Source organism: Novosphingobium sp. (genome assembly GCF_027489515.1).
In the GTDB taxonomy this organism is placed as follows: Bacteria; Pseudomonadota; Alphaproteobacteria; order Sphingomonadales; family Sphingomonadaceae; genus Novosphingobium.
Map to the genome: position 1 here is coordinate 1 of NZ_JAIXZS010000041.1, position 26,296 is coordinate 26,296.

Below are 26,296 nucleotides of genomic sequence, written 5' to 3' on the forward strand. Positions count from 1 at the left end.
AGAGAGCCGGGGATGCTTGGAATGGAATTGGGTCTCGCGGCTTGCCTGCCGCACGACTATGCGGACGGCGTGTTCATCGGGCGCGCCGAAGCCGCCGATGGGCCGCATGTGATCGTGCTTGGCGAAGGTCGCATCCGCGATATCACGCGTATTGCGAGCACAGTGTCCGGCGCGATTGCGCGACGCGGCTTCTCTGGCGGCATCAATCTCGGCCCGATCGAAGATGGTTTGCCAAAAGGCTGGCAGCTCCTGTCTCCGATCGATTTGCAATGCGTGAAGGCGAGCGGCGTGACGTTTGCAGTCAGCGCGATCGAGCGCGTGATCGAGGAGCGCGCGCGCGGCGATGCCGCAGCGGCCGCCGCGATCCGCAGCGAGCTCGAGGCGACCATTGGCGCCGGCATCCGCGCCGTCGTCCCGGGCAGCGCGGAAGCGATGGCGCTCAAGGCCGCGTTGATCGAAGCCGGCATGTGGTCGCAGTACCTGGAAGTGGCGATCGGGCCGGACGCGGAGATCTTTTCCAAATCGCCGGTGCTCTCGACCGTTGGTCACGGCGCGCTGATCGGGGTGCGCTCGGATTCGAGCTGGAACAACCCCGAGCCTGAAGTCGTTCTCGTGGTCGATCCGGCGGGAGAGGTGGTCGGCGCTGCGCTCGGCAACGACGTGAACCTGCGTGACTTCGAGGGGCGCTCGGCGCTGCTCCTCTCCAAGGCCAAGGATAACACCGCTTCCTGCGCGATCGGGCCGTTCATCCGTTTGTTCGACGCGGGCTTCGGGATTGAAGACGTGCGCAGCGCCGAAGTCGAGCTTGTCGTCGAAGGGCAGGACAACTTCCGCATGGAAGGGACCAACCGCATGACCGAGATCAGCCGCGATCCGCTCGAGCTTGTTGCCCAGACCCTCAGCGAACACAGCTACCCCGATGGCTTCGTCCTGTTCTGCGGTACGCTCTTCGCGCCGACACAGGACCGCGATGAGCCGGGCGGTGGCTTTACCCACAAGGTGGGCGACCGCGTCACGATCCGCAGCACGCGGCTTGGGAGCCTCACGAACACAGTGACGACTTCGCGCGATGCGCCCAAATGGTCCATTGGTCTGGGTGCCTTCATGCGCAATCTGGCCGCCCGCGGTCTGGTGGAGATGGCCTGAGCATGACCCCGCCCCATACGCTTCATCACGTTCCGGAACCGGTGCCGGCGGATCAGCTGCACGATGCGCCCACCCGCGAGTCCAGCGAGGCTCCCGTGATGTCTGCCCGCTATCCCAGCCTGCGCGACAAGCGCGTGATCGTCACCGGCGGCGCCACCGGGATCGGTGAGGCGATTGTCGAGGGCTTTGCGCTGCAGGGCGCTCAGGTCGGCTTTGTCGATATCCTCGGCGGCCCCGCACAAGACCTCATCCGCCGTCTCGCAGAAGCGCACCATGTGCCGGTGTTTCTTGAGCAGGACGTGGCCGATGCCGCCGCGCTCGGCGACACCCTGGCCGGGCTGGTCGAGGCGCTCGGCGGCTGCGATGTCCTCATCAACAATGCGGCGAGCGACGATCGCCATGCGCTCGACGTGGTGACACCCGCCTATTGGGATCAGCGCCTCGCGGTGAACCTCAAGCACGCCTTCTTCGCCTCGCAGGGGGTATGGCCGGAGATGAAAGCAAACGGCGGCGGCGTGATCCTCAATCTCGGATCGATCTCGTGGCACCTCGGGCTCGATGATCTCGCGCTCTATCAGATCGCCAAGGCTGGGATCGAGGGGCTGACCCGAAGCCTTGCCCGCGAACTCGGCCCCTTCAACATCCGCGTGAACACGATCATTCCGGGCAATGTCCAGACCGAGCGCCAGATGCGCTGGTATACGCCCGAAGGCGAGGCCGAGATCATCGCCGCGCAGTGTCTCAAGGGCCGGTTGCAGCCTACCGATGTCGCGGCCATGGCGCTCTTCCTCGCCTCGGACGACGCCCGCTTCTGCACCGCGCACGAATACTGGGTCGACGGGGGCTGGCGTTGAGCGCGGCGATGGCGGCTGAACCTGTGCTTGCGGCGGGCTGCACGCTGGGCGAGGGGCCGGTCTGGGATGCCGCGCGCGAATGCCTGTGGTTCACCGATATCAAGCAGCACCGCATCCATAATTTCGACCCCGCCACGGGCAAGCACGAGAGCTTTGCAGTGCCCGCACAGGTCGGCTGGGTCCTTCCCGCCAAGGGCGGCGATCTCCTCGCGGGTCTGCAGGACGGGCTCCATTTCTTCAATGCCGTCACCGGCCGCTGCCGCTACATCACGCCGGTCCCTGGCGAACCTCTGGGTAACCGGCTCAACGATGCCTGCGTCGATAGCCGCGGGCGGGTCTATTTCGGCTCGATGGACGATGGCGAGACGGCTGACAGCGGCCAGTTCTTTCGCGCCTATCAGGGTGAGATCGCGCAGGCCGGTCCTGCCGCCATCTGCATCACCAATGGCCCGGCGATCGCACCCGGCGATACCCGCATCTACTTCACCGACACGCTGGCAAAGACCATCCATGTCGCCAGCCTCGAGCCGGACGGCACCATTGGCGAGGCGCAGCTCTTCGCCGATATTGCGCGCGATTTCCCTGATGCCTATCCCGATGGACCAATCTGCGATGCCGAGGGCTGCGTGTGGACCGGCCTCTGGAACGGCTGGGGTGTCGCCCGCTACTCGCCCGATGGAGCGCTTATCGGCAAGGTGGAGCTGCCTGTCGCCAATGTCACCAAGCTTGCGTTCGGCGGGCCGGATCTGACGCGCGCTTTCGTGACGACGGCGCGCAAGGGCCTCGACGCCTCAGCACTCGCCGCGCAGCCGATGGCGGGCGATCTGTTCGCCTTCGATGTCGACGTGCCAGGCGTTGCCCCCGCGCTGGCCGAGGTGTGGGGATGAACGCCCGGCGTACCGCTTTGCTCGTCGCCGCCGCGGCGTTTTCCAGCCCTGCCTTCGCCGCGGCCGCCACGCTCCAGCTTGGTGCGGTATGGAGCGACCATGCCGTGATCCAGCGCGGCCAGCCTGTCGTGGTTGAAGGCACTGCCAGCCCCGCAGCGCGCGTGGCCGGAACGCTTGGCACCGAGCAGGCCGCAGCTGTCGCAGATGCACAAGGCCGCTTTGCCCTGCGCTTTGCCCCGCGTGGTGCCTCTGCCGTGCCGGCCACTCTCGTGGTGTCCGCTGGAGAGGAAACCGTGCGCGTGGCCGATCTGCTGGTCGGCGATGTCTGGCTTTGCTCGGGCCAGTCGAACATGGAGTTCCCGCTCTCCCGCGCGCTGAATGGCGAAATGGAGGCGGGGCTCGCAAGCGATCCGCAACTGCGCCTGCTGCAGGTGCCCAAGTCGATTGCCTACGTGCCCGGTCGCGCCTTCGGCGAAGACACCCGCTGGGCGCTCTCTGCGCCTGACACGGCCGCACCATTCTCCGCCGCCTGCTATTTCATGGCGCGCGAACTGCGCCGTGCGCGGGGTGTGCCAGTCGGGGCGGTCCATGCCAGTTGGGGCGGCTCGAAAGTCACGCCCTGGCTCGATCCCGAAGCAGGCGCTGCACTTGCAGGCGCGTCCGACATGGCGCTTCTTGCGCTATTCGCGAAGGACCGGCTCGCCGCCGTTACGCAGTTCGCCCCGCGCTGGCAGGCCTGGTATTCCGGCGCCGCCGCCGGTTCGCAGCCCTGGGCCAAGCCAGATACGCTCATTTGGCAAAGCGTGCCCGCAGTGACCGGTTGGCTCGGCTGGAAGGATACGCCGCTTGCGCTGAAGTCTATCGGCACCGTCTGGCTGCGCCGGCAAGTCACGCTCACGGCGGCCGAGGCCAAGTCCGGCGCCACGCTGGCGCTGGGCGTTATGGATGACATGGACACGACCTTCGTCAACGGCCACGCGGTGGGCAACACCTTCGGCTGGGACGAGGAGCGCGCGTACCGCGTGCCTGGCGCCTTCCTGCGCGCAGGGGTGAACGAGATCCTCGTCGCGGTGACCAACACCTACGGGAACGGCGGCTTTGGCAGCCCGGCGGACCGGTTGGCGCTCAACCTGCAAGGGGGGAAGACGATCCCGCTTGCCGACGGCTGGCGCTTTGCCATTGCGCCCACCACCGCCGAGCCACCGCGCGCACCGTGGGATGCCAACGCCGGTGTTGGGCTGATGCACAACCGGATGATCGCGCCATTGGGTCATTTCGCGATGGAAGGCGCGGCCTGGTATCAGGGCGAAAGCGATATCGGCACGGCAGACTATGCCGCGCGCATGAAAGCGCTGATCGCCGGCTGGCGCGCGCGGTTCGGTTCGGCTCTCAAGATCGCACTTGTCCAGCTTGCCAATTATGGTTCGCCCGCGAGCGCGCCGGTCGAATCCGGCTGGGGCCATATGCGCGATGTGCAGCGGCGCATCGTGGCAGAAGACCCCGCTGCCTGGCTCGCCACCGCGATCGATCTTGGCGAGCGAACCGATATTCACCCCGCCAACAAATTGCTGCTCGGCCAACGCCTCGCCATGGGCGCGCTGGGGCAGGCGCTCCCGATGCCGGTGGCGGCAAGGCAGGTCGCTGGCGGGGTGCGGGTGACGTTCAGCGGCATTGAAGGTGGTCTGCACAGCTGGAGCAGCGCCGGTGCCATCGGCTTCGAACTGTGCGATGCAGGTGGCACGTGCCGGTTCAGCCCCGCGACGGTGGACGGCGATGCCGTGGTGATCCGCAGCGAGGGCGCAAGCCCTGTCCGTATCCGCTACGCCTGGGCGGATAGCCCGGTGGTCAATCTGTTCGACGGGCGCTCGCTGCCGGTTCCGGGCTTCGAGCTGCCTGTCGAGCCCTGAATCAACCTCGCGGCGGCGCGTCGGAATCGCGGCGCACGAGCTGGTAATCAAGCGTCGCGAGGCGCGGCTTGGCCGCATCGGCGGCGCGGTCGCTGCGGATTTCCTGCGCGAGCAGATCGAGCGCGGTTTCGGCCATCTGGCGGATCGGCTGGCGGATCGTGGTGAGTTCGGGCCAGATCGTCGATGCGAGCGCGGTATCGTCGAACCCGCAGATGGTGAGATCGCGCGGCACGTCGAGCCCGCGCCGGTGCGCGGCAGCGATGCAGCCTGCGGCCATGTCGTCGTTCGACGCGAAGATTGCGCTTGGCGGCACCGGCAGCGCCAGCATGTCCATCGCGGCATCGAGGCCGGAGCGATACGTGAACTGCCCCTGCCGCACGAGCGCCTCGTCCACCTCGGCCCCCGCTTCCGCCATCGCATCGCGGAACCCGGCAAGGCGCAGCGCGCTGGCGGATTGATGCGGGTTGCCGATGATGAAGCCGATGCGGCGGTGCCCGAGCCCGAGAATATGCCGCGTCATGTCATGCGCAGCCTGATAGTCGTCGATCATCACCACACCGTGATGCGCTTCGGCTTGCCCCGGGCCGATCAGCACCGCGTGGGTGCCGGCACGGCGCAGGCGCGTCAGCAGCGCGGTGTCGTCGCAAAGCGGCGGTGGCAGCAGGAAGCCGTCGACCGCGCTTTCGATCAGGCGCTGAATCATGCGCGATTGGTCGCGCTCGGGATCGCAGCGCTCGACCACCAAGTTTGCATCGAGCCGGGTCGCTGCGTCCATGCAGCCGATCAGCAGTTCGCTGAGATAAGCGGCGGACGGGTTCGAATAGAGCAGCACGATGCGCAGCTGCGAAGCACCCGCAAGGCTGCGCGCGGCGCGGTTGGGCGCGTAGCCCAGTTCCTTGATCGCAGCTTCCACGGCGAGGCGCGTCTCTTCGCGCACGCCCGCGCCGCCGTTGACGACGCGGCTCACCGTCATCTGCGAACACTTGGCGAGGCGCGCCACGTCGCTGACGGTGGGGCGGCCAGACTGGCGGCGGCGCGATCGAGGTTCGTTCATCTTGCAGGGGCTCCAGGTTGCAATTTCCTGACCGGGCGACCGCGCCTTGGCAAGCGCGATTGTGCAGGAGCGAGACTGATGCTTCTGGAACTTTGCGTAATTCACCCTTGCGCAGCACGGAACATGGGTTACAAAGGTAGCGCTATCATTAATGGCATGGTTGCGACCATCGACGGCCTGCACGGCTTGCAGGTATGTCGAGGCGACACAAAACGGGTGGGAGAAGGACATGGCTTCAAGGCCGCAGGAACAGGTCAACATGGCGCTTGTCAGCGCGATCGTGGCCGTGGCGACAATCGGCGGCTTGCTGTTCGGATACGACAGCGGTGCGGTCAACGGCACGCAGACGGGCCTCAAGGCGGCCTTTGCGCTCGATGACAATGGTCTCGGCTTCACCGTCGGCTCGCTCCTGATGGGCTGCGCGGCGGGGGCATTCCTTGCCGGGCGCCTCGCGGACCGCTTCGGTCGCAAACGCATCATGGTGCTCGCGGCGATCCTCTTCCTCACTGGTGCGCTGGTGCAGGGTCTCACCGCCGATCACACGCTCTTCGTCATCGCGCGCTTCTTCGGCGGCATGGCCGTGGGCGCGGCGAGCGTGCTTTCACCGGCCTATATCTCCGAAGTCGCGCCGGCTGCGGTGCGCGGTCGGCTGACCAGCGTGCAGCAGGTGATGATCATCACCGGCCTCACGCTCGCTTTCGTGGTCAACTATTTCCTCGCGCAGGCTGCCGGGGATTCGCTGGGCATGCTGGCAGGTTATCCCGCCTGGCGCTGGATGTACCTCGCGCAGGCCGTGCCTGCGGTCGTGTTCCTCGCCGCGCTGCAGTTCATTCCCGAAAGCCCGCGCTACCTCGTCAACAGCGGGCGCGAGGAAGAAGCCCGCGCCGTGCTCACCCGCCTGTTCGGCGCGGCGGAAGCTGGCCGCAAGGTGGACGAGATCCGCGGCTCCTTCGCGGCCGACCACCGCCCGAGCCTGAGCGACGTGCTCGCGCCGGGCACCGTGCTGCGCCCGATCGTCTGGGCTGGTCTCATCATCGCGGTGTTCCAGCAGTTCGTCGGCATCAACGTGATCTTCTACTACGGCGAGACGTTGTGGAGGCTTGCCGGCGTTTCCGAGAAGGCCGCGCTCGAGCGCAACATCGTTTCCGGCCTCGTTTCGATCGGCGCGATCTTCGTCACCATGGCGCTGGTCGACAAGATCGGCCGCAAGCCGCTGCTGCTGATCGGCTCGGCGGGGATGGCCGCCTCGCTCGGCGCGATGAGCTGGGCCTTCTCGCAAGGCACGCTCGATGCGGCGGGGGCGCTGCAGATGGACCAGCAGCTCGGCCTCGTCGCGGTGATCGCGGCCAATATTTACGTGGTGTTCTTCAACGCCAGCTGGGGCCCGATCATGTGGATCATGCTCGGCGAGATGTTCCCCAACCAGCTGCGCGGCTCGGCGCTTGCGGTGTGCGGTCTTGCGCAGTGGGGCGCCAACTACGCGGTGGTGCAGAGCTTCCCCGCCATGGCGAGCGGCCTCGGCCTTGCCGAGACGTATGCCCTCTACACGATCAGTGCCTTTGTCAGCTTCTGGCTGGTCAAGGCCTTCCTGCCTGAAACCGCGGGCAAGGAACTGGAGCAGATGGAAGGCTGGGGCGGGCATTGAGCGCGCACCGCGGAGACGTGACGATGAAGACTTTCAAGAACGCCCTGCTTGCCGCTGCCGCGACTTGCGCTGTCCTTGCCAGCCCTGTTCTGGCAAAGCAGGCGGCGACCACCGTGGCCATCGATGCCGCGCAGCCCGGCCCGGTGATCGACCGCAACGTGTTCGGCCAGTTCGCCGAACATCTCGGCACGGGCATCTACGGCGGCGTGTGGGTGGGCAAGGATTCGCCCATTCCCAACGTGCGCGGCATCCGGAGCGATGTTGTCGCCGCGCTGAAGGCGATCAAGGTTCCCAATGTGCGCTGGCCCGGCGGCTGCTTTGCCGATGAATACCACTGGCGCGACGGCATTGGCCCCGCCGAGAAGCGCCGCGTCCAGATCAACAGCAACTGGGGCGGCGTGCCCGAAAGCAACGCCTTCGGCACGCACGAATTCATGGACTTTGCCGAGCAGATCGGCGCGGACCCTTACGTCTCGGTCAACATCGGCTCGGGCACCGCGGCAGAGGCCGCGCAGTGGATCGAGTACATGACCGCCGAGAAGGATACGACCCTTGCGCAGGAGCGCGCCGCCAACGGCCATCCCGCGCCGTGGAAAGTGCCGCTCCTCGGCCTCGGCAACGAGAACTGGGGTTGTGGCGGCGCCATGTCGGCTGGCCACTATGTCGAGGAAATGAAGCGCTTCGCCAACTTCACGCGCAACTACAACCCCGCCCAGCGCGATGGCGAGGCGCGGATGAAGCGCCTCGCGGTAGGCTGGGACAGCGACAAGCTCGATTACACCGAGGAGGTCGCCAAGGCGTGGAAGGACCACGTCTACTCGTGGGATATCGATGGCATCTCGCTCCACAAGTACACCACCGGCGGCTGGCCGCCGCACCTTCCCGGTTCCGGCTTCGGCACCGAAGACTATGCCGCCTCGATCGCCGATACGCTGACGATGGACACGCTCATTACCAAGCAGAGCGCGGTGATGGACAAGTATGATCCGGCGAAGAAGCTGATGATCGCGGTCGATGAATGGGGCGCATGGCTGGCGCCCACGCCGGGCAGCAACCCCGGCTTCCTCCAGCAGCAAAACTCCTTGCGCGATGGCATTCTGGCGGCGCTCAACATCAACATCTTCGCGCGCCATGCCGACCGCGTGAAGGTGGCCAATATCGCGCAGATGATCAACGTGCTGCAGGCGATGATCCTGACCGACGGCGGCAAGATGGTGCTGACGCCCACTTACCACGTCTTCCGGATGTATGTGCCGTTCCAGGACGCGACGTTCCTGCCGGTGCGCTTCACAGCGGGCGAACTGATGCTGGCGGGCAAGACGCTGCCGCAAGTCGATGCCATGGCGGCGCGCGACAAGGCGGGGCAAGTCTGGGTCGCGCTCGTCAATGTCGATCCCGATGCAGGAACCAGCGTGACGCTGCCGGGTTATCGCAGCGCTGCTGGCGAAGTGCTCACCGCACCGCGTGTCGACAGCATCAACACGTTCGCGGCGCCCGATGCGGTGAAGCCCGCGCCCATTGCCGGCAAGGCGGGCGGGGCCGGCGTGACCATTGCGCTGCCACCTCGCGCAGTCGCCGTCGTCAAGGTTTCGAACTGATCCGAGGTGCCTGCAGCGGCCGCTCTCCTTCCTCCTGAGACCGCTGCAAAACTTCAAGGCCCGGCCCGCACTCTGCGTGCCGGGCCCTTTTTTTGTGTGCCGCGATCTCAGCGGTCGAGCGCGGCCTTGCCCCAGGTCACCGGCACGTCCTGCATTTCCGCACGGTTTCCTTCCGCGACCAGTTCGATGATCCGTGCGCCCTTCACCGGCACCGCGATCATCGCGGGCGCATCGCCGCGCTTCATCCAGTCGGTTTGCAGCAGACGTTTGCCATCGGCGTGAACCGAGAAACGAACCCGCGCGCTGGTATCGGCGGTTGCATCGTCGATCCCGGCTTCGGCGGTGAAGGTTGCCGCGCCGTTGCCACGCACTTCGATCCGCGAATTGGCAAGCACACCGATGGCGCTGGCATAAGCCTTGCCCGCGATCTTGGGTGTTTGCGCGAAGGGCGTCGCATCGGCCCGCGCGCCGCCCCAGCCGCCATAGACCGAATGCTCGCCGTCGCCTCGCGTCGAGCGCCAGGGCAGCAGGCCCCGGTGCACCAGCGGATCGGCCATGGGATGGACGACCCCGTCGACTGCCGGGTTCACGCTCCCGGGCATTTCCGAAAGGTAGAGCCCGCCCGGATGCTCGCGCGTGCCGCTGGCCTTGAACAGCAGGGTCTGGTGGCTTTCGAGATGCACCGGCACCTCGCCGGTGAACGCACGCTCGCCGCCGTCCCACAAGTCGGTAAGCGCCACAGGGCTATCGGCGCGGTACTTGAGGTGCGCCGCGGTCAGCGTCGCATCGACGGGGATGCCGCTGCGATTGAGAACTGCCACGGCCTTGGTGCCATCGGCCAGAGACTTCACTAAGATCTGCACTGTCTCGCCATCATAGGCGAGCACCGCCTGGTTCCCCGCCGCATCCTGATTGAGCGCTATGACCTTCGGATTGCCGAGCACGCTTAGCAAGGCAGAGGAGGCTTTGCGCATATCGTACCCGATGATCAGCGGCGCATTGAGCATGGCCCACAGCGTCATGTGCGAGCGCGCTTCGACGAGGTGGTCCATGTCGAACGCGCCGGTGCCGACAAAGAGCATGTCGGGATCGTTCCAGCTGTTCGGATGCGCATAGAGTTCACGCCGGGAAGCGGCATCGAGGTTGTGCAGCATGCGCTCCCAATTGGGCGAGATATCCTCGCTGGTGCGCGACATGTTGCCGACCTTGCCCGCCCATGCGCGCACGTCGGCCGAGCCCCACAGGCATAGCGAATAGACGAAATCGCCGCGCGGGCGGGTGCGGTCCATCGCCTCGCCGACTTCGGTGTAGAGGGCGCGCACCGCTGCGATGTCGGTGTTGGGCAGGGTCTCGTAATCGATCAGCGGCCCCAGCGCGCGATATTGGCCCGAGGCGACGAGCGGGTTGGCCGGGCTCATCGCGCGGATCCCGCAGCCATCGACCTTGAGCATGTCGAAGTTCCATTCGCCCATGAACAGCACGATATCCTGCTGGATATGGCCGTAGAGCCCGACCTCGCGCTCTTCGACCGTGCCTTCGGGCTGGCCGGCGAACTGCGCGGTATAGGCCTGCCCGCACGAATTGCGGCCAATATCCGAATAGATGCCCGCCTTGAGGCCCATGGCATGGAGCTTGTCTGTCCACGGGCGGAAGCTGCCGGCGGGGTCCTTGCCGCGCGCCGAGGGCCAGCGCGCGGTGCGGATCATCAGCCGGCCATCGCTGGTGCGCCGCCGCAGCCACCAGCCATCGTCGATATTGACGTAGACGTAGCCCTTCGCCGCCAGCCCGCTATCGACCAACGCCTTGGCGGCCGCCAGCACCTTCTCCTCGTCGACATCGCTGTTGAAGGCATTCCAGCTGTTCCAGCCCATCGGGGGCAGGGGGGCATGGCCCCTGCTGGTGACGCTCCACTGGCCGGTCGCATCGAGCGGGCCAGCCTCAGCCGTGTCGGCGAGCGCCGTGGCGGCGAGCAGCGCTGCTGCGACATAGCGCAGCTTCACTTCGCGCGCCCGAATGCGAGATGCGCGCTGAAGAACGGCACGACATGGTCCTGAAAGCGGAAGGCGACGCGGTTGGTGTGATTGCCTTCGTAAAGATCGAAGGCATTGGCGATGCCGTAATTGTCCAGCACCGCGTGCAGCTTCGCGGTGTCGGTCTTCAGCCCGTCCTTGTCGCCCACGTCCATCGCGATGGCGGCATAGCGCCTGAGCCCGCCGACATACTGGTCGACGAAGCCAAGCGGCGCATTGGCGGCCCAGCGCGCCAGCACGTCCTCGCGCGGCTTGCCGTCCTCGGTCATCGGCAGATCGAGATAGAGCGGCGGGTTCTTCGGATTGGGCGACCAGGCCGCTGCGGCCGCCAGCGTGCCGCGCTGCATCCATTCGAGCTTGGCCGAATCCGCCGGGCTCTTCATCGCGGCATACGCCTTCATTGCCTCCGGCGTCACGCCGAACAGGCTGCGCGAGGAAAGGCAGCACGGGCTCATCAGGTAGAGCGCGCCGAACACGTCGGAGTGCTTCATGCCGATGCGCGTGGCGCCATAGCCGCCCATCGAATGGCCCACGAGCCCGCGGCTCTCGCGCCGGGGGAGGGTGCGGTAGTGGCTGTCCATATAGGCCACGAGATCGCGCGAAATGAAGGTCTCGAAGTCTCCGGTTGTGACCGAGCTTGAATACATCGAGCCGTTGTGGACGGTCTTGCTGTCGGGGAAGACGAAGATCATCTCGCGCGCGCCCTTGGCCAGCGCGCCCTCGATCACTTGCGGTACGTGGATCTCGCCGGTCCACTGCTGTGCGCCGATCGAATAGCCGTGGAGCGCGTAGACCACTGGATAGCGGCGCTGCGGCGCCTTGGCATAGCTTGGCGGGAGGACCACGAAAACCTCGCGGTCGGCGCTGTCGCCTTCGAGCGCGCCTTCGAGCGCGCGGCTGTGCACCACGATGCGCTTCAGCGTGAGGTGCGGCGCGCCGGGGATGGGATCGGGCACGGCGGTCGAAACCTGTGCGGAGGCGGTCGGTACGCAAAGCGGCGCAAGGCCGAGTGCGGCTGCGTAGAGGAAGGCGCGAAAATGGCGCATGGCAGGATCTCTCCGGATCGTATTGTCAGGGCACGAAGGGGTTGCCAATGCCAAGGCATCCGGCCAACTTCGTTTGATTTTCAGGGATGGACCAGCCTTGCTACGCAGTGCCCCTGCTGGCTGATCTCGTATTAAGTCAGGCTAGATGGCGGCGGGCATGGCTGTCAAGCACCGCGCAGCGCGCGCAGCACCATCGCGCGGATCTGGCCGTAGTTGGCGCCGGTGAGATCGCCGAGGATGCCGCGCTGGTCCTCCGGCAGGTGCGCCAGCGGATGTCCGTCGGTGCGGAAGACGTAGTGGTCGAAGAAGGCGCGGAAGGCCATGCGCTCGGCCTCGGGCCGCTCCGCGAGCGCGATCATCGCGAGTAGCATCGAGAGGAGCGGCGCGTCGGGTCCCTTCGCGGTCGCGTCCCACCAGTGGTTGAGCATCAGGTTGATCGGGCTGGTTGCTTCGACGGCATGCCACCACAGCTTGGGCAGGAACAGCGCGTCGCCGGGTTCCAGTTCGACCGTGATTGCCCGCGCCGCCGCCCCGGCAAAGCGCGGGAAGCGGGCGGGATCGGCCGAGGCGAGGCTGGCGGGCTGGCCAGCCATCGTGTGATCGATCGGGCCGACATAGAGGTCGCCGATGGTGTCCGGCGGATAGAGCGTGAAGCGGCGCTGCCCCGCGATAACGCAAGCGAGATTCTCGTAGGCGTCGTAGTGGCAGGCAACGTGGCTGGCATTGCCGATCCACAGCCGCGTCTCGACCTCGCCCGGCACCACGCGCAGCCGGTTCGCCTCGGCAAAACCGGGGAGATAGGCCGAGGCGACCAGCGAACCGAGATAGGCGGTCGGGGCTGCCGGATCGTCGGCATGGCGGCGGATATGCGCGAAGGCTTCCGCCAGCGGGAGCTGTGCGCGGCGGAAATTGAAGCCGGCCATGTCCTCGCTGTAGAAGTAGCGCCCGGCTACCTCTGGATCGGCAAGGAACACTTCAGGCCGCCCGCCGCCATCATAGCCCAGCACGTGGCGGAGCCCCGCATCCGGAGCGCTGCGCGCGGCTTCCACGGCTGGCAAACCGGTGCCGAGCCCGCGGATCACGACCGGCTGTGCGGCACGGATGATCTGCGCCTGGAAGGTGCCGCTATCGGCCAGCGCCGGATCATCGCCAGTCAGTTCGGCGATCGGCGGCATGGTTCACGACCAGCCTTTGCCGAGCCCGGACGCCAGCCGCTCGTTGCGGCGCCGGGCGAGCAGGCCGACCTGCTGCAGCGATCCGCGCAGGGCGAGGGCCGCCTGCAGCCAGCCGCTGCGGAAAAGCCTGACAATATCCGCATCGTCCAACGCGGCGAGCGCTTCGCCGCTGACGGTATAGAGCCCGTTCAGCGCAATCGTCCGCCCGTCGTCGAAGGAGAGCGAGACGTCCACTGGCTCGACCAGCCGCTGCTCGACCAGCGCCGCGATGAACGCCTCGGTCGGCGCGGCCTGGCCCATCAGCACACCGATCGCGCGCTGCACCAGCCGCATCTCGTCGGTCGGGCTGCCCATTGCATCGAACAGCGGAATCGTGCCCCCGGCAGCGAAGCGGGGATGGGCAAGATCGACAGCGATGGAATCCTCCGCTGCAAAGAAGCCCTGCCGCTGCAGATCGAGCGGGATAAACGCCGCGTTTCCAGTCTCCGCGCCTTCGACCAGCACTTCACCGGGCTCAAAACCGAACACGGCCACGATCGCGAATCGCCCCGTCTCGGGCGACTTGGCGAGGAACACCGGGCAGCACGCCGCAGCGCTTTCGATCTCCGGCATGACGATCTGCACCATGTGCGGATGCGGCCGTGCGAAGGGGTGCATGGCCAACTGACGATGCGTTTCGGTGCTCAGAATCTCGAGCTGTTCGGCCATGGGTATCCTCGCCTGGATCGTGTCATTTGCGCGGTTTATCGCAGTTTATGTGCGCGCTACCATGAAAAGTCCAATGCCAACAGCCACTGCATCGCGGTGGCCCAGTGATCCCGGTCAATTGCGCAGACAATTTGATATTGATAGCGCTACCGTGATGCGATACACAATGTCCGCAAGGTGACGTCGAGAGCGCCTGCGGGTGAGAGGTTGAGGGGGTGGCGATGCCGTCCCGTCGCACCTTTTTCAGCGCAGCGTTTCCGTGTCCGGCAGGCCCAGCAAGCGGGAAGGGCTGCCGGTGCATACGCCACCCACCCGGGCGGGGGGGGCCGCCAGAAGAAGCAGTGGAGAGGATATGAGGACTTCATTCAACGCGCGGTTCCTGCTCGGAAGCGCCGGCAGCGTCATGGCGATAGCTCTGGCCATGCCCGCAGCGGCACAGCAGACGCCCGCCGCAGGGGCTTCGAGCGAAACGACCGCGGAGATCGTCGTCACCGGCATCCGCGGCTCGCTCCAGCGCAACCTCGACATCAAGCGCAATGCGTCGGGCGTGGTCGACGCGATCTCGGCGGAAGACATCGGCAAGTTTCCCGATGCCAACGTGGCAGATGCGATCCAGCGCCTTCCCGGCATCTCGATCCAGCGTTCCGGTTCGCGCGGTGAAGCCACCGGCGTGACCGTGCGCGGCTTCGGCGGCGACTTCAACGACACGCAGTTTGACGGCCGCCACCTCTCCACCGCCTCGGGCAACCGCGCGGTCGATTTCACCACGATCGGCTCGGACTTCGTCCAGACCATCTCGGTCTACAAGACGCCCGATGTCGAGTACGGCGCCAGCGCCATCGGCGCGACGATCAACGTCGCGCTGCCCAAGCCGTTCGACAAGAGCGGTACGCGGATCGCGCTCAAGGCCTCGGGCTCGGTGCAGGATCGCAGCGGCAAGGTCACGCCTTCGGGCGCGGGCCTGTTCAGCACGACCTTTGCCGACGATACGATGGGCCTGCTCGCCTATGCCGCCTACCGCCGGGTCGATACCGATGCCAACCAGGTGTTCATCCCGGGCTGGATCGGCAACTACTTCTATGCCTGCCAGGCCCAGCCGGCCTGCCAGACCAGCGACTTCACTCCGGCCAACAAGAACAAGCTCGGTTGGTTCCCTCAGCAGGTGGGTGCCAACCAGGTGACCACCAAGGACGAGCGCATCGACGGCCGCATCGCCTACCAGTGGCGGCCGAGCGATCGCCTGCTGCTGACGATCGACGGCACCTTCACCCGCCAGACGCTCAACACCGCGACTTATGGCTACGGCGCCTGGTTCAATGGTGACGACCTGCGCAACGTGAAGCAGGACAGCAACGGCACCGTCATCGATTTCAACCAGTTCGGCACGCCGATGGATTTCAACGCGAGCCTCGCGCGGACCATCAACCAGACGCATGTGATCGGCGGCAACCTCAAGTGGGAGGCCACTGACAGGCTCAGCTTCGATGTCGATGTCGCGGTTTCGCGCTCGGTCCTGAACCCGGGCAACAACGGTTTCGACAACGCCATGGACATTGGCTACGGCGGCACCAACGGCGATCCGAACGGGCCGTTCCTTTCGACCGCGTGCACATATCCGGCCGGGGCCGGGCCGACCACGGCGCCGACCTCGTGCTCGCGCTACTCGACCGTTCTGGGTGCCAACACCGGCGTCAAGATCCTCGGGCCTAGCAAGGATTTCCTGCCCAGCATTCACGATGTGGGTCCGGCGGGCAACGTCTCGAAGTTTACCGACCGTTCGGTCATCGGCAGCCACGTGATCGCCGGCTTCCCGAACTACTTCACTGACGTGGTTCGGCAGGCCAAGATCGGCGGCAAGTATGATGGCGGCGACGTAAAAGTTCGTTTCGGTGCCAGCTATCAGGAGAACAAGTTCCATCAGGAAGGGCAGAACCCCTTCGTGAACGGCACGTTCTTCCGTTATGGCGGCTATGGCGCACCTTCAGGTCGCACCGGCGCGGTCGCCCCGCTGCCCGACAGCGTCTATCAGGGCACAATCGATACCAACGGGTTCATCCCGGGCTATCAGGGCAACCTTGCCCCCGCGATCATCGTCTACGATCCGGTCGCGGTCTACAAGGTGCTCGAGGCCACCGGCCGCGGCACCACCGCCCCGGCGTTCGACCCTTCGAGTGTGCTCAACGTGCGCGAGCGGACTTTTGCGGGTTACCTCAATGTCAGCTTCGATACCCAGCTTGGCGACATGCCGTTCCATGTGAGCGCGGGTGTGCGCAATGAGTACACCAAGCTCACCTCGGGGGCGATCGGGCGCAACCCGGTCACGCTGGAAACGGTGGTTACCGATCCGACGCTGATCAACGTCAAGACTTACACGCCGCAGCAGGACATCACGCGCGATTCCAACTACAACTATGTCCTGCCCTCGATCGACGTGAAGCTTGAAGTCACCCCCAAGCTGACCTTGCGCTTCGATGCCTCGCGCACGTTGACCCGGCCTGCGCTGGGTGACCTGCGCCCCACGATTAACCTCGGCACGCTGCGCAGGGGCAGCCTCGCCGCCTCAGGCGGCAACGCGAACCTCAAACCGTACCTTGCGGACAACCTCGATCTCGGGGCCGAGTTCTACTACGGGCGCAACTCGTACTTCGCGGTCAACGGCTTCATGAAGTTCATCTCGAACTTCATCGTCGGCGGTGTCAGCACCCAGACGATCAACGGCGTGATCGATCCGTTCACCAACCAGCCCGCCCAGTTCCAGGTCAACGGCAAGGTCAACGGGCCGGATGGCGTGGTGCGCGGCGTGGAAATCGCCTGGCAGCATGTGTTCGGCGAAAGCGGCTTCGGCTTCAGCGCCAACGGCACACTGGTGAGCACCAATCGCAACTTCGATCCCAAGGACATCTCGGGTTCGGCCTTCGCGATCACGGGCCTTGCCAATTCGGCCAACTTCGTGGGCTTCTACGACAAGAACGGTCTGGAAGTTCGTGTCGCCGCCAACTGGCGCGATGCGTATCTCCTCCAGCTCGGCCAGCGCCAGGGCGGCACCTTCGGCGCTGAACCGGTCAACGTGAACCAGCAGTTCCAGGTCGATGCCAGCGCAAGCTACCGGATCACCAAGCAGTTCTCGGTGTTCGGCGAAGCGACCAACCTCAACAACTCGACCTTCAGCACCTATGGCCGCTGGTCGGACATGCCGCTCGATACGTTCTCCTACGGCCGCCGCTTTGTCTTCGGCGTCCGCTTCAAATACTGATTGCGCTACCGGCGGTGTCGTCCCTCGCGGCGGCACCGCCACCCACTTGTTTCAGGATACCCGATGAACCGTGCGATCCGTGATGTCGTGATTGTCGGTGGCGGAACTGCCGGCTGGCTTACCGCTGCCATCATCGCTGCAAGGCACAAGGCCCGGATCGGGCACGATTTTTCGGTCACGCTGGTCGAAAGCCCCAATGTCCCGATCATCGGGGTAGGCGAGGGCACCTGGCCGACCTTGCGCTCGACGCTGAAAAGCGTGGGCATTTCCGAAACCGATTTCTTCCGCGAATGCGATGCCGCCTTCAAGCAGGGCGCGCTTTTCGCCAAGTGGACGACCGGCGCCGCTGACGACGCCTATTACCACCCGCTCGTCCTCCCGCAGCGCTTCGGCGAACTCAATCTTGCGCCGCACTGGCTGGCGGGGACGATGGCCGAGGCGGGCACCAACGGCGATACCTTCTGCGATGCGGTCTGCCCGCAAGGCCGCCTGTGCGATGCGGGCCTCGCCCCCAAGGCAATGACGAACGCCGAGTTCGAGGGGCAGGCGAACTATGCCTACCACCTCGACGCCGGCAAGTTCGCGCCCTTCATGCAGCGCCACTGCACCGAGAAGCTCGGCGTGCGCCACGTGCTGGCGGACATGCGCCGGGTGATCCAGGACGAGCGCGGCGATATCCGCGCGATCGAGACCGAGCAGGCAGGCGAAATAGCAGGCGACCTCTTCGTCGATTGCACCGGCATGCGCAGCCTGCTGCTGGGTGAGACGCTGGGCGTGCCCTTCACGGACTGCAACGACGTCCTGTTCTGCGATACCGCGCTGGCGGTGCAGGTGCCCTATCCCGATCCCGAGGCGCCGATTGCGACGCATACCATCTCGACCGCGCAGTCGGCCGGCTGGATCTGGGACATTGGCCTCCCCACCCGGCGCGGCGTCGGCCATGTCTATTCGAGCCGCTACATCAGCCGCGATCAGGCAGAAGCGGAACTGCGCGCCTATATCGGCCCTGCGGCCGATAGCCTTGCCGTGCGCAAGATCGACATCCGGTCGGGCCACCGCGAACTGTTCTGGAAGAACAACTGCGTCGCCGTGGGCCTTGCCGCCGGCTTCCTCGAACCGCTTGAAGCCTCGGCCATCGTGCTGATCGAGCTTTCCGCGAAAATGATCGCCGAGCAGATGCCGCCCGCGCGCGAGGTGATGGACATCGTGGCGCGGCGCTACAACGAGAAGACGCTCTACCGCTGGGGCCGGATCATCGATTTCCTCAAGCTCCACTATGTGCTGAGCCAGCGCCGCGACACCGCCTTCTGGCGCGACAACATGGACCCGGGGAGCATCCCCGAACGCTTGCAGGAACTGCTCGCGCTGTGGCGCTACCAGCCGCCCTATTTGCACGAGGAGTTTGACCGGGTGGACGAGGTGTTCCCCTCCGCCTCCTACCAGTATGTGCTCTATGGCATGGGCTTCCGCTCCGAAGTCTCGCAGCGTGCGCTCGAACCAGAAGTCGCCGCTGCCCGCCGCGCCCGGCGCGAGAATGCCGAGCGCACCGAACGGATGCTGGCGGGGCTGCCGCGTCACCGCGATCTCATCAACCGCATCAAGGCCTACGGGCTCCAGCCCGTCTGAACCGGAAGGATTCCCCCCGCGTGAACCAGCGTTCCCTGTCCCCGCAGCGTCTGTGCGGGCGCCTTCTTGCATCCGCGGCGCTTGGCGTCCTCGCCTTTGCGACCCCTGCCGCTGCGCAAGGCTCGCCTGAGGCCGTGGCAGAAGCCGAACAGCTGGCCTCGACGCTGGTTGCGAAGATGACGACCGATGAAAAGGTCGAGCAGCTTCTCAACGTCGCGCCTGCCATCCCGCGGCTTGGCGTGCTCGCCTACAACTGGTGGACCGAAAGCCTGCACGGCGCGGGCGGTGCGGTGCCGACAACCAATTTTCCGCAGTCGATCGGGCTTGCCGCCACGTTCGATCCGGCGCTGGTCCATGATGTTGCGCGGGTGATCAGCACCGAACTGCAGGGCTTACACACTCTTGCGCGCCAGACCGGGCACCTTGGCAAGATCGGCACCGGGCTCGATACCTGGGCGCCCAATATCAATATCTTCCGCGATCCGCGCTGGGGGCGGGGGCAGGAAACGTATGGCGAGGACCCTTTCCTCACCGCGCGGCTGGGTGTCGCCTATGTGACCGGCATACAGGGTCCGAACCCGGACCTGCCCGACATCATCGCCAGCCCGAAGCACTTCGCGGTGCATTCCGGCCCGGAACCTTCGCGCCACACCGACAACATCATGGTCTTGCCGCATGATCTGGAGGACACCTATCTGCCCGCCTTCCGCGCCGCGATTGTCGAGGGCAAGGCGGGCTCGATCATGTGCGCCTACAACCGCCTCAACGGCGAGCCGGCCTGTGCCAGCAATCTCCTGCTCAAGGACCGGCTGCGCGGTGCGTGGGGCTTCAAGGGCTATGTCGTCTCGGACTGCGACGCGGTCGTCGATATCTACGATCGCCACAAGTTCGCGCCCGATGCGGCCTCGGGCGTCGCGGTCAGCCTGCGCATGGGCATGGACAACGAATGCAACACCGGCACCATCGGCGAGGCGAAGGGGCTGGCGGATCGCTACAAGGCGGCGCTCAAGGGCGGCTACATGGCGACCAGCGATCTGGACCGCGTGCTCGTGCGCCTGTTTTCCGCGCGCTACCGCAATGGCGATCTGGCCGGGATGCGCGCGCGCCAGCCCAATGCGACGCCCGTCAGCGCAGTGGGCGCGCAGAGCGGCTGGGACCTTTCGCTGAAGAGCGCCGAGAAGAGCCTCGTCCTCCTCAAGAACAGTGGCATCCTTCCGCTGAGGTCCGATGTCCGCGTCGCGGTGATCGGCCCGCTCGGCGATGCGACGCGGGTGCTGCGCGGCAACTATTCCTCGCCCAATTCCGCCCCGCCGATTTCGGTGGTCGATGGCCTGCGCCGCGCGATGCCGGGCGCCAAGGTCACGCTGGTGCCCTTCGCGCCCTCGATCACCGATGGCGATCTGGTGACCGAGGGCAATTTCCTCACGCCTGACGGCAAGCCGGGTCTGCGCGCGGCCTATTACAACGCGCTGGATGCTGCGAAGCCACGCGGTGAGCGGACCTACGCCGCCAAGCCCGTCGTCACGCGCATCGAAACCACGCTTGGCAGCAGCGCGATGCAGCTGAAAGAGGTGAGTGACGCGCACAAGGTGGTGTGGGACGGCTTCTTCGTCGCGCCGACAAGCGGTCTCTACAAGATGGGCGTCACCGGCGTGAAAGGCGCGATCGACATCGGCGGCAAGCCGACAATCATCTCCGATCACTATTCGCTCTGGGGCGAGGCGCCCAAGTACGTCGAGGTCACGCTGACCAAGGGTGAACGCTATCCGCTGCACTTCGATATCGAAGGCGGCGGCGCGGCTGGACCGGGGCTGTTCTGGAAGCGCATCACTCACGATCCCTGGGGCGATCTCGCGCGCGCGGCGGCCGATGCCGATGTGCTGGTTGCCGTCGTCGGCCTTACCGCCGATCTCGAAGGCGAGGAAATGCCGCTCAAGATCGAAGGCTTCGATGGCGGCGACCGCACCAGCCTCGAACTGCCGATGGACCAGCGCGAACTCCTCATCCGCGCGCGCACCTTGGGCAAGCCGCTGGTCGTCGTCACCATGAACGGCAGCCCGCTCAATCTCTCATGGGCCAAGGCCAATGCCGATGCGCTGGTCGAGGCGTGGTATCCGGGGCAGGCGGGCGGGCTTGCCATAGGCAACGTGCTTTCCGGCAAGGCCAACCCCTCGGGCCGCCTGCCGCTGACCTTCTACAAGGACACCGCTGAACTGCCGCCGTTCCATGACTACAGCATGGCCGGCCGCACCTATCGCTACTTCACCGGCACCCCCGTCTACGGTTTCGGCTACGGCCTCAGCTACACCAGCTTCGGCTATGCCGCGGCCACGGTCGAAGGCCTCGGCGGAAACACCGCGAATGGCATCCGGGTGATGGGCGAAGTGACCAACACCGGCAGCCGCGCGGGCGAGGAAGTGGTGCAGGCCTATCTGAGCTTCCCCGATCAGCCCGGCGCTCCGCGTATTGCGCTGCGCGGCCTGACCCGCGTTGCGCTTCAGCCCGGCGAGCGCAAGACGGTCACGCTGGAGCTATCCCCGCGCGATATTTCCGCCGTGCGTCCCGATGGCACTCGGCAGGTCTTTGCGGGCAGCTACCGCCTGTTCCTCGGCGGTGGCCAGCCGGACAGCGGGCTGCCGGGCAGCGAGGCCACGTTCAGGGTGGACCGCGTGGTCGATCTGCCGAAATAAGCCTCAGCCGGGCAGAAGCTGCGGCCCCACCAGCCGTACGCTCTGCCCGGCCTTGAGCACCAGCGGACGGCGCACCGCGCCCAGCCAGACGGTGCATTCGTGCGTGCTCATCGCGCGCAGGACGACTTCGGTGAGCTCGCTGCCGGCCCAGGCAAGATCAACGACCACACCCCCGCGCGCGACCAGCCCGCGCACGCGCCCTTGCGGCCAGGCGCGGGGCAGGGCGGGCAGCAGATGCAGCTGCCCGCGCGCGCTTTGCAGCAGCATCCCGGCCATTGCCGCCGCTCCGCCGAAGTTCCCGTCGATCTGGAACGGCGGATGCGCATCGAACATGTTGGGGTAGGTCCGGGCCGGCGCCAGCAAGCCGCGCAGGATCGAATGCGCGCGCTCCCCATCGCGCAGCCGCGCCCAGAGCGCGATGCGCCATGCCGTCGCCCAGCCGGTCGATTGATCGCCGCGCCGATTGAGCGAGACCTTTGCTGCGGCGGCCAGTTCGGGCGTCCGGTCCGGATCGATCTGCTGGCCGGGGTATAGCGCATAGAGGTGCGAGACGTGGCGGTGGTCCTGCTCGGGCGCGGCCTCGTCCCAGTCCTCCAGCCATTCCTGCAGTTGCCCCGCCTTGCCCACGCGGTCGGGCGCGAGCCTGCTGCGCACCGTCCGCAGCTCATCCGCAAACGTGGCATCACGCCCCAGCACATCGGCGGCCTCTGCCGTGTGCGCAAAGAGATCGCGCAGGATCTGCCGGTCCATCGCCGGCCCTGCGCAGACCGAAGCGCCAAAGGGATGCCGGTTCTCGGGCGAGATCGATGGGGAAGTCACGAGCCCCTCGGGCACGTTCTGCAAGGTATCGAGGAAGAACTCCGCCGCCCCGCGCATCAGCGGATAGATCGCCGCGAGCCATGCACGGTCGCGGCCATGATCCCATCGGTCCCACATTGCGTTGCACAGCCATGCCCCGCCCAGCGGCCACATCCCCCACGCCGCGCCGTCGATCGGACCCGACGCGCGCCAGAGATCGGTGTTGTGATGTGCCACCCAGCCGCGCGCGCCATAAATTCCGCGCGCTGTCTTCGCTCCGCTCACCGCCAGTTCGCGCACCATCCGCAACAGCGGCTCGGTGCATTCGCCAAGATTCGCCGGATCGGCGATCCAGTAGTTCATCTCGGTATTAATGTTGATCGTGTACTTGGACCCCCACGGCGGATCTGTGCTCTCGCACCAGATGCCCTGCAGGTTCGCCGGCTGCGTGCCGGGCCGCGTGCCGGGCCGCGAGGAAGAGATCATCAGATAGCGGGCATAGGCGAAATAGAGGGCCGCCAGTGCCGGCTCGTCTGACGCGACATTGGCGGCAATGCGCGCATTGGTCGGCAGCGGACTGCCTGGGCCGAGATCCAGCGCCGCGCGTCGATAGAGCCGCCGGTGCTCGGCCAGATGCGCGCGCCGCAGGGCAGACCACGTCTTGCCGCGCGCAGCGGCGATCCGTGCGGCAACTTCGGCCACGGGATCGCCCGAGACGTCGCCCGGCCCGCGATAGCTTGTCGCCAGCGCAACCAGCACCGTTGCCGCCCGAGCGCCTTCCACCACCAGCCTTGCGCCGTCCGCTCGCATGCGCCCGCCTTCCGGCAACACGGCAATCTGCGCCGCTAGCCGGAGCGCGCCGGGCACACTTTCCGATCCGCGATTGCGCCCCTTGGCCCGGATCGCACCGGCCGCGGTGCTGATCGTGGCTTCATGTGGTGTCTCGAAACGCACTGCGAGATTCAGCGCTGCGCCCTTGCTCGCCGTCAGCCGCACCGCAATCACCTGATCGGGAAAGCTTGCCAGCACTTCGCGGGTCACGGTTCCTTGCGGCACGGCCAAGCGGGTGAGGGCGATTGCCCGGTCAAGATCAAGCTCGCGCCGGTAGCCAGTTCGCGCCTCTGCCCCGTCCATGTCGATCAGCAGGTCGCCAAAGGTCTGGTAGGCCATCTGGTGCGACGGCCGCGCCAGCAGGTGCTCGTTCGCCATGGCCTCCGCCTCGGCAAAGCGTCGCTCGGCAATGAGGCGGCGCACATCGGCCACTGCCTGCGGGCCAGCCGCAGGGTTCAGCGGATCATAGGGACCACCGCTCCACAGCGTGTCCTCGTTGAGCTGGATGCGCTCGTGCGCGGTCCCGCCGAATACCATTGCCCCCAGCCGCCCGTTGCCCACTGGCAGCGCTTCGGTCCAGATCGCAGCAGGGCGCGTGTACCATAGGCGGTCCGCACTGCTGGTGGCAGGGGCAGTGCCGCGTGCCGGGCTGCCGACCAGCGCTGCGCCTGCGCCAAGCACCTGTCGCCGCGAAACTGCCATCCTTCAACTCCGCAAGTCCGCGCCGCGCGCCCTTGCAGAATAAGTACGATTAATTGACTGAAAGTCCAGGCTGACTGGCGGGTTTCACTGCCGCTCGGGCAAGTCGATATCGGCCAGCGCCAGTTCGATCAGCGTGTGCATCGCCGTGCGCGCGGCAGGGCCATCGCCATTGGCCACGGCATCGAACAGAACGCGGTGATCGGGCAGCGGATCGCGCGGCAGCTTGCGTTTGCGCTGCTTGTAGATCGTCGTCCAGCGCACGGCGGCCGAGATCGTGCTGGCCAGCGCGATGAGCGCGGCATTGCCTGTCGCCTTCAGCAGCGTGGTGTGGAACGCCTGGTCCGCGGCCTGCCCCAGCGGGGAGGCCAGCGTGTGCTTCGCCATCTCTTCCAGCGCGTGGCCCATCTGCGCCAGCTGAGCGCCATTGCGCCGCTTTGCTGCGATTTCAGCCGCCGCCGGCTCGATGATCAGGCGCAGCTCGAACAGGTCGTGGATCGCCGTCACGCTTGGCTCGCCCTCGAACGTCCAGGCGAGCACATCGGGATCGAGGATATGCCAGCGCGCGGGATCCGTGATGCGGGTGCCCGCCTTGGGCCGGCTTTCGACCAGCCCCTTGGCGGCGAGGATGCGGATCGCCTCGCGGTAGGCGGTGCGCGAGATCTGGTTGCGCTCGGCGAAATCGAGCTCGCTGCTCAGCACATGGCCGGGCGGGTACTTGCCGGTGACGATGGCAATGCCGAGATCGCGTGCGATGCTGCCGTGCAGACGCAGCGATTTGTCAGACCGGTCGATTCCGTCTCCACCTTGTTCCTTGCTTCGCGACACCCTGTGCTCCTTGCCCCCTTTCCCTATTTGGGCGCAATTTCACCAAAGTCCAGCGCCTCGCACTCACGGGCGGCGGAAGCTCCATTTGCCGGCATCCGAGGCCGGATCAAATCGGACAAGTCTCGGCGTGCTGGCGCCGACCGCCGCGAGCGCCAGCGGGTGGAATGGATCGGGCGTGCTGCGCGGCACGATCCGCCACAGGCCATCGGGCAGCTGGTCTAGCCGCCATAGCTGTTCGGGCGCACCGGTGAACGTGGGGACAGCCACCACATCGCCGGATGGCGTTGCCGCCAGAGCGCGGCTCGTTCCGGCAATCACGATGCGCACATAGGGCGCACCGAACCAGCCGCCGGCGCCCGGCACCGGCTCCACTGTCCAGTGCTGGTTCGGCCGCACCATGTAGTCGCCCATGTCGACCGGGATCGGTCCCGTCGGCCAGGTCGTGCGGTTCTGCTCGAGCGTCTGGTCCGGCACCGGCGCCAGCGGCTCTTTGGGGGCGCCGAAGCCAGTCCATTTGAAGGGAAGCCGCACTTCGTCCACCGCCAGCTGCAAGGCCCCGCCGCGCTCGGACTGGATCTCGTAGGTGCCCGGGCGCAGGTTCTCTTGTCCCACCGGCCAGCCATTCTTCCAGGTGAGCGGCAGGATCGCGAGCACGCTGCGGCCTGAGCGGTCCATGTCTGCCTCGTAGTGGAACGAGAACTTCTCCACCCCGTCGCCCAGATCGACGAGCCCGAAATGCCCCGCACCCATGCCGCGCCCGTTGGAGCCCCATACCAGCTTGCCGCCGCCCTTGAGCAGCGGCACGCCAAAGTTGTCGACATACGGCCCGAGCGGACTGCGCGAACGGCCGACACGGATGTTGTAACTCGAATTGGGCCCGTCGCAGCAGGTGCCATGTGTGCCGAGCAGGTAGTACCAACCGTCGCGGTACATCAGAGCGGTCGCTTCCATGTCGATCGCCACATCGACGGGCTGGTTCCCCGGCAGCCGCTCGGCGGTCTTGGGATCGAGCTCGATCATGCGGATCGACCCGAAATAGGTGCCATAGCTCAGCCAGAGCCGCCCTTCGGCTAGCAGGAACGCCGGGTCGATCGCATCGTGCAGTTCCACGCCATCGCTCGAAGCGACCGTGCCGACTTCGTGGAAGCCGAAGTCCTTCGAGGCCGGATCAAGCGACTTCGTCCACATGATCTTGATGTCGCTCTTGTGCCCGCCGTTCATCCCGCCGCCACCTACGGCCCAGGCTAAATAGTAGCGGTCGCCCAGCTTGATCACATCGGGCGCGACGCCGCCGCCGGGGCGCACCGGGCCGCTGTTCCAGGTCCAGCCGTCAGACGAAACCAGTCCGCCGCCGAAGGTGCCGAAGGTGTAGAACTTGCCGTCCGATTCCACGATGGTCGAGGGATCGTGGATATAGGGTTCGCCCTCCAGCTGGGCGACGGGATTGCTCTCGGCCAGCAGCGCAGCGGGCATCAGCGCAAGCGCGGCAGCGGCAAGCAGGCGGCGCTTCATCGGCAAGTC

The 26,296-nt window shown here is 66.3% G+C and carries 17 protein-coding genes; 9 read left to right on the top strand and 8 right to left on the bottom strand.

The features are described 5' to 3' along the window. Window positions 1-12: 12 nt before the first annotated feature. From Q0082_RS07090 to Q0082_RS07105, 4 genes are all read left to right on the top strand, one after another. Window positions 13-1,146, top strand: coding sequence for a fumarylacetoacetate hydrolase family protein (locus Q0082_RS07090; RefSeq protein WP_298191282.1), 1,134 nt, complete (start codon window positions 13-15; stop codon window positions 1,144-1,146). Between the two features lie 95 nt (window positions 1,147-1,241). Continuing rightward, window positions 1,242-2,000 carry an SDR family oxidoreductase gene (locus tag Q0082_RS07095; protein WP_298191283.1) on the top strand — a complete coding sequence of 253 codons (759 nt, stop codon included), beginning with the start codon at window positions 1,242-1,244 and terminating at the stop codon, window positions 1,998-2,000. A gap of 8 nt (window positions 2,001-2,008) precedes the next feature. Continuing rightward, the gene (locus tag Q0082_RS07100; RefSeq protein WP_298191201.1) at window positions 2,009-2,887 is read left to right on the top strand and encodes an SMP-30/gluconolactonase/LRE family protein; all 879 of its coding nucleotides are present in this window, start codon (window positions 2,009-2,011) and stop codon (window positions 2,885-2,887) included. Beyond that, window positions 2,884-4,794, top strand: coding sequence for a sialate O-acetylesterase (locus Q0082_RS07105; RefSeq protein WP_298191202.1), 1,911 nt, complete (start codon window positions 2,884-2,886; stop codon window positions 4,792-4,794). The genes Q0082_RS07100 and Q0082_RS07105 overlap by 4 nt, the downstream gene beginning before the upstream one ends. 1 nt (window position 4,795) lies before the next feature. Here Q0082_RS07105 and Q0082_RS07110 read toward each other — a convergent pair whose 3' ends face one another. After that, window positions 4,796-5,848: a LacI family DNA-binding transcriptional regulator gene (locus Q0082_RS07110; protein WP_298191203.1), complete on the bottom strand. Its 1,053-nt coding sequence runs from the start codon at window positions 5,846-5,848 to the stop codon at window positions 4,796-4,798. A gap of 229 nt (window positions 5,849-6,077) precedes the next feature. Between Q0082_RS07110 and Q0082_RS07115 the strand changes: the two genes are divergently transcribed. Together Q0082_RS07115 and Q0082_RS07120 are read left to right on the top strand one after the other, a co-directional pair. Further along, on the top strand, window positions 6,078-7,493 hold the full coding sequence (locus Q0082_RS07115; RefSeq protein WP_298191204.1) for a sugar porter family MFS transporter: 1,416 nt from the start codon (window positions 6,078-6,080) through the stop codon (window positions 7,491-7,493). Window positions 7,494-7,516: 23 nt separating this feature from the next. Further along, entirely contained in the window at window positions 7,517-9,091 is a 1,575-nt protein-coding gene (locus Q0082_RS07120; protein WP_298191205.1) for an alpha-L-arabinofuranosidase C-terminal domain-containing protein, read from the top strand. 107 nt (window positions 9,092-9,198) lie between these two features. Here Q0082_RS07120 and Q0082_RS07125 read toward each other — a convergent pair whose 3' ends face one another. The 4 genes from Q0082_RS07125 to Q0082_RS07140 form a co-directional block, all read right to left on the bottom strand. Then, complete coding sequence (locus tag Q0082_RS07125; protein WP_298191206.1) at window positions 9,199-11,091, bottom strand: NPCBM/NEW2 domain-containing protein; 1,893 nt, start codon at window positions 11,089-11,091, stop codon at window positions 9,199-9,201. Beyond that, window positions 11,088-12,167, bottom strand: coding sequence for an alpha/beta fold hydrolase (locus tag Q0082_RS07130; protein WP_298191207.1), 1,080 nt, complete (start codon window positions 12,165-12,167; stop codon window positions 11,088-11,090). The genes Q0082_RS07125 and Q0082_RS07130 overlap by 4 nt, the downstream gene beginning before the upstream one ends. Window positions 12,168-12,331: 164 nt before the next feature. After that, entirely contained in the window at window positions 12,332-13,342 is a 1,011-nt protein-coding gene (locus tag Q0082_RS07135; RefSeq protein WP_298191208.1) for a cupin-like domain-containing protein, read from the bottom strand. 3 nt (window positions 13,343-13,345) lie between these two features. Continuing rightward, window positions 13,346-14,050 (bottom strand): SapC family protein, encoded by a 705-nt coding sequence (locus Q0082_RS07140; RefSeq protein ID WP_298191209.1) that lies wholly within the window; start codon window positions 14,048-14,050, stop codon window positions 13,346-13,348. Window positions 14,051-14,402: 352 nt separating this feature from the next. Here Q0082_RS07140 and Q0082_RS07145 point away from each other — a divergent pair, with 352 nt between their 5' ends. From Q0082_RS07145 to Q0082_RS07155, 3 genes are all read left to right on the top strand, one after another. Then, the gene (locus Q0082_RS07145; protein WP_298191210.1) at window positions 14,403-17,303 is read left to right on the top strand and encodes a TonB-dependent receptor; all 2,901 of its coding nucleotides are present in this window, start codon (window positions 14,403-14,405) and stop codon (window positions 17,301-17,303) included. A gap of 63 nt (window positions 17,304-17,366) precedes the next feature. Then, entirely contained in the window at window positions 17,367-18,929 is a 1,563-nt protein-coding gene (locus Q0082_RS07150; RefSeq protein ID WP_298191211.1) for a tryptophan halogenase family protein, read from the top strand. A gap of 20 nt (window positions 18,930-18,949) precedes the next feature. Then, the gene (locus tag Q0082_RS07155) at window positions 18,950-21,619 is read left to right on the top strand and encodes a glycoside hydrolase family 3 C-terminal domain-containing protein (protein ID WP_298191212.1); all 2,670 of its coding nucleotides are present in this window, start codon (window positions 18,950-18,952) and stop codon (window positions 21,617-21,619) included. Between the two features lie 3 nt (window positions 21,620-21,622). On the opposite strand, the gene Q0082_RS07160 is transcribed toward Q0082_RS07155, so the two are convergent. From Q0082_RS07160 to Q0082_RS07170, 3 genes are all read right to left on the bottom strand, one after another. Further along, entirely contained in the window at window positions 21,623-23,950 is a 2,328-nt protein-coding gene (locus tag Q0082_RS07160; protein WP_298191213.1) for a glycoside hydrolase family 95 protein, read from the bottom strand. Window positions 23,951-24,034: 84 nt separating this feature from the next. Then, window positions 24,035-24,775, bottom strand: a complete 741-nt coding sequence (locus Q0082_RS07165) for a FadR/GntR family transcriptional regulator (protein ID WP_298191214.1) — start codon at window positions 24,773-24,775, stop codon at window positions 24,035-24,037. Window positions 24,776-24,838: 63 nt separating this feature from the next. Beyond that, a complete protein-coding gene (locus Q0082_RS07170) occupies window positions 24,839-26,287 on the bottom strand; it encodes a family 43 glycosylhydrolase (RefSeq protein ID WP_298191215.1) in 1,449 nt (482 codons plus the stop codon). Window positions 26,288-26,296: the final 9 nt, after the last annotated feature.